Origin of the sequence: Mesorhizobium sp. M1A.F.Ca.ET.072.01.1.1 (assembly GCF_004023325.1) — a bacterium.
Classification (GTDB): domain Bacteria; phylum Pseudomonadota; class Alphaproteobacteria; order Rhizobiales; family Rhizobiaceae; genus Mesorhizobium.
This window is the reverse complement of sequence record NZ_RZSF01000409.1, coordinates 1-4,876: the sequence shown is the minus strand read 5'-3', so window position 1 is coordinate 4,876 and position 4,876 is coordinate 1. Positions and strand designations below refer to the sequence as shown.

Below are 4,876 nucleotides of genomic sequence, written 5' to 3'. Positions count from 1 at the left end.
GCTGGACGACTAGGCGGAAGGGATTGCCATTTATTTCGGCCAGGGCCACATCGGCGGACGTCGTTGCGTCCATGCGCGAGGGCATCGCCGAGTTTGGCTTGGACGGGTCAGCTGCCAAGCAGCTTTTCGTCGAGCGGGTAGGCTGAGAGTTTTTCGTTGCCGGTCTCGGTGATGAGGATCTGCTCCTCGATCTTGACGCCCTCGCGGCCGCCGAGCCTGCCGATATAGCTTTCCACGCACAGCACCATGCCGGGTTCCAGGACGCCATCCGGCGTGTCGTCCGTCCAGTCGCTGGCATGCGGCAGGGTCGGATATTCGTCCGCCAGACCGACGCCGTGGTAGAGCACGCCGTAGCGCGCCGGGAAGCAGTCTCCAGGCGGCACGGCGGAGCGTTCGACGAGATCGCGGAAGGAAATGCCCGGCCGCATCAATGCCGTGTTGTGGGCGATCTGGTCGGCGGCGATGCGGAACAGGTCACGCTGCTCGTCGGACGGCCGGCCATCGCCGCAGAGCCAGGTGCGCGATAGGTCGGCGCAAAATCCATAGGGACCGATGAGGTCGGTGTCGAAGGCGACGAGATCGCCGTCCTCGACGATGCGCGACGAGCATTCCTGGAACCAGGGGTTGGTGCGCGGCCCGGACGACAGAAGCCGGGTCTCGATCCATTCGCCGCCGCGCGCGATGTTGCCGCGATGCAGTTCCGCCCAGAGTTCGTTCTCGGAAATGCCCGGCTTCAGCGCCGCTTCCATCTCGCCCATCGCCGCCTCGCAGGCGACAATGGCGCGGCGCATGGCGAGGATCTCGTCGGGCGACTTTATGAGGCGCGCATTCTCCATCACCGCCTCGCCATTGCCGACCGTGATGCCGCGGCGGGCAAGCTCTTCGACGCCTTCCGGGTTGATGTGGTCGACGGCGATCCGCCGATTGCCGCCGCCGTGCTCGGCAAGGAGCTCGGCGATGCCGGCTGCCCAGCGACGGACCTTCTTGTCGGTCAGCTCGCCGCTATAAAGGTACATCCACGACACCGCCGGCCGCACCTCGTCGACGACGCCGGCGTGATCCGACAAATGCTCGCAGGAGAAATAGTCGAACAGCACCACAGGACCTTCTGTGGCGACGAAACAGTGGCGGGTCGGATTGTGCGCGACCCAGAGCTGCATGTTGGTCGAATCCGTCGCGTAGCGGATGTTGACCGGGTCGTAGAGCAGGGCGCCGGCATAGTCGCGGCGCCTGAGTTCGGCGCGGATGCGCTCGAGCCGATAGGTTCGCATGGCAGGCAGGTCGGGAGCGGCAATGCCTGCCGCCGCCCATTCGGCTTCGGCTACCGCGCCATAGCCCAGAGCGTGCTGGTTGAGCGCGCCAGCCTTCTCGCGGGAGGCGGCGCGGAGCGCCTCGACGGAACCGGGTTCGAACGGCATGATCTTGCGGTGGCGGCCGAAACGTTGTGTGTCCATGCGGTCCCCCTGTCTGTCTATTGCGGCTTCATCTTGTGCAGCCTGGTGATCGTGACCTGGCGCGGTGCGCTCCCCAACTGCGGCACCGCGATGCGCCGATGGACGGTATCCATCACATAGCCGGCCTCGGTGATCCTTTTGAAGATGACGGAGGCCGGTTCCTCGTCATCCGCGAGCACAAGCACCGCGGGCTCGCGGATCGATCTGGCGAAATCGGGTATCTCGTCGTCGAGCACGATGAGATCGGGATCGACGAGGCGGAGATTGCCGATCCAGAACCAACTCGAGACCACAGTGCCGACCGGTCCGTCGGCTGTCAGCTGACGATGGAGCGAAGCGTAGTCCATGCGCACGATGCTGCCGCGGTTATCGCCGCCGTGGACCTGCATGTACCAGCTTACCGGAAGCACGAGGATGGCCATCACGGCGCCGACGAAGACGATTGTCGCCTGCGTCTTCCTGCCCCTTTCCCCCATCGCGTCCAGCCGCATGGCAATGGCGACCGGCAACAGCACGAATACGGGCAGCATCCAGCGATCGCGAAACTGTGTGATGCCGCCCGCCAGCACCACCACGAGCGTGATCAGCAAGGCGAAGGCTATCGCCCGCCAGACCAGCGTCTCTGGCCACGGTGCGGCCTCGGGCGGTGGAGCGGATTGCTTGCGCGCCAGGAAAAACGCGACGGCAAAGATCGTGGCCGGCAGCCCGGCGAAATTGAGCATCGCATTGCCCAAGCCGCGGATGCCGCGAGACAGGGTCTTTGCCGCGCTGCCCCCTTCGGCGACGCCCAGGCCACCGCTGTGCGCCAGCAGGTCTCCGAGATGCGTGAGGCTCCAGTAGAATGTGGGGAGGCAGGCAAGGATCGCCACAACCACACTGATCAGGAAACGGCGATCGAAGATCGCCTCACGTGTTTCGCGGACGGACAGCGCCGCAAGGAACAGCGCAGCGAGAAAGATCACCTCATTGTATTTCGACAGCATTGCGGCGGCCGTCGCCAAGCCAAGCAGCACATACGCGGTAGTCGAGCGCCGTTTCTGCAACTCGGCGACTGCCAGGAGCAGCAGCGATGAAAAGCAAAAAACCGCGACCGAGTGGGTGAGGGCATGCTGCATCTCCCATACGATCTGTGGAAACAGCAGCAGGCCGAACATGGCGGTGGTCGCCGCGCGGGCTGAATAGCCCAGGCGGCGCACTGTGGCGAAGGACGCGACCAATCCACCGGCCAGCAGCGTGTATTTGACGATCTTGAGCGCGAGAATGCTGGTTCCAACCAGCGAGGCCGTGAGGATGCCGAACCAGGTGTATAAAGGCGGCTGCGAGCCGCCATAGCCGGCCGCGAGGAAGCGCATCGCCATCAACTGTTCGGAGTCGTCGACGCCGACGCCGGTGCCCACGAAATGGGACGAAAGCGGCATCACCACGATCTGGACCAGGCAATAGGCAAGTGCAAACGCGATTGCGGCACTGAAAGGGCCGACCCGTTCATCGCAGAGCCAGTCGGTCCATTTCTCCAGCTGCCGCAAGGGTCGTCTTCTCATCTGATGCGTTGGTGGCCGGTTGCTATATAGCCGGCCACCAACACGATCCGAAAGCGGTACATTACGGCTTCCTGGAATCAGGTGCGCATCTTCTCGCCGCTCGGGTCGAAGGGCGGCTCGACGTTGATGCGGGCCGGGCGGCGGTGGCCGAGGATCTCGATTTCGAACAGGCCGGCGCTCTCGTCCTCGGCAAGGGCCGCCGGCACATAGCCCTGCGCCATCGACTTTTGCACGTAATGCGCATAGCCGCCCGAGGTCACCCAGCCGACAACGCGCCACTCGCCATCGACGATGCCGCGCACGGCCGAAGCGCCTTCGGCGGCTTCGGAGCCGCGCACTTCCTTGCCCGTCTCGTCGAAGCGCGGCGCGCCGTAGCCATGCGGCTTCTCCACCGTGCCGTAATCCTTGCTGACCTTGGCCCAGATCGGCTCGTCGCCCATCACGTCGGCGTCGGCAGCATCGACGATGAAGGAGACGCGGCGCAGCTTCGGCCCTTGCGCCTGCTCCCTGGCAGCCGCCTCGCGGCCAATGAAGTCGTTCTTCTCCAGCTTGATGAAGCGGTCCATCGAGCCTTCGAACGGCCCGTAGATCGGACGCAACTCGCGGAACCAGGTTGGGAAGTTCTTTTCGAGACGCATCGACAGCAGCGCGCGCATGCCGAAATCGACGAGGCCGAATTCCTCGCCTGCTTCCTTGATCGCCTTGTAGACGAGGCGCTGATAGGCGGGGGCCATCCAGATCTCGTAGCCGAGGTCGCCGGTATAGGTGATGCGGTTGACCATGCAGGGCGCGCCGCCGACCGCCATCTCGCGGAAGTCCATGAAGCGGAAGGCCTTGGTCGAGACGTCGACGTCCACAAGTTTCTGCAGCAAATTCCGCGCGCTCGGTCCGGCGATCGACAAGCCGACCAGTGTCTGGTCGAAGCGGTGGATGCGCACAGAACCATCCTTGGGCAGGTGCTTCTCGAACCAGCGCATATGGTATTTCTGCGCGGCCGAAGAGCCCCAGATCATGAAACGGTCCTCACCGGTCTTGGCGATGGTGAAGTCGCCGATCAGCCTGCCGAACTCGTTGACCATCGGGGTGAGCACAATGCGGCCGGTCTTCGGCATCCGGTTGGTCATCAGCCGGTTGAGGAAATCCTCGGCGCCCGGCCCAGAAACTTCGTACTTGGCAAAGTTGGCGATCTCGGTGACGCCGACCCGTTCGCGCGTCGCGCGAACTTCCTCGCCGATCGGGCCGAAATCGTTCGAGCGGTGGAAGGAGACGATGTCCTTTGGCTCGGTGCCCTTGGGCGCGAACCAGAGCGGGGTTTCCAGTCCCCACGAGTCGCCCATGACCGCATTGTTGGCGAGCATCGTGTCGTAGAGCGGCGTCGTCTGCGCCGGCCGGGCGGCCGGCAGTTCCTCGTTCGGGAAGCGGATCGAGAAGCGCCGCGAATAATTCTCGCGCACCTTGGCGTTGGTGTAGCGCAGCGTCGCCCATTCGCCGAAGCGGGCGACATCCATGCCCCAGACGTCGAAGCCCGGATCGCCGTGCACCATCCAGTTGGACAGCGCCAGGCCGACGCCGCCGCCCTGGCTGAAGCCGGCCATGACGGCGCAGGCGCACCAGAAGTTGGTCAGGCCCTGGACTGGGCCGACCAGCGGGTTGCCGTCGAGCGCGAAGGTGAAGGGGCCGTTGATGATCTGCTTGATGCCGGCCTTCTCGATGCCGGGGAAATGCTTGAAGCCGATCTCCAGCGACGGCGCGATGCGATCGATGTCGGGTGGCAAGAGTTCATGCCCGAAATCCCAGGGCGTGTTGACCGGCGACCACGGCTTGCAGGCTTTTTCATAGGTGCCGAGCAGGATGCCGTTGCGCTCCTGGCGGGTGTAGATC

The 4,876-nt window shown here is 64.4% G+C and carries 3 protein-coding genes; all 3 read right to left on the bottom strand.

What is annotated here, in order from left to right:
- Positions 1 to 107: 107 nt before the first annotated feature.
- On the bottom strand, positions 108 to 1,454 hold the full coding sequence (locus EOA32_RS32995; protein ID WP_095828853.1) for a Xaa-Pro peptidase family protein: 1,347 nt from the start codon (positions 1,452 to 1,454) through the stop codon (positions 108 to 110).
- 17 nt (positions 1,455 to 1,471) lie between these two features.
- Positions 1,472 to 2,980 carry a glycosyltransferase family 39 protein gene (locus EOA32_RS32990; protein WP_176477839.1) on the bottom strand — a complete coding sequence of 503 codons (1,509 nt, stop codon included), beginning with the start codon at positions 2,978 to 2,980 and terminating at the stop codon, positions 1,472 to 1,474.
- 92 nt (positions 2,981 to 3,072) lie between these two features.
- A partial coding sequence (locus EOA32_RS32985; protein ID WP_145971432.1) for an FAD-dependent oxidoreductase occupies positions 3,073 to 4,876 on the bottom strand: 1,804 nt, incomplete at its 5' end.

What these genes read in the sequence shown, in the direction of transcription:
- EOA32_RS32995 (WP_095828853.1), bottom strand. Translation starts at nt 1,454, where the DNA reads ATGGACACACAACGTTTCGGCCGCCACCGCAAGATCATGCCGTTCGAA.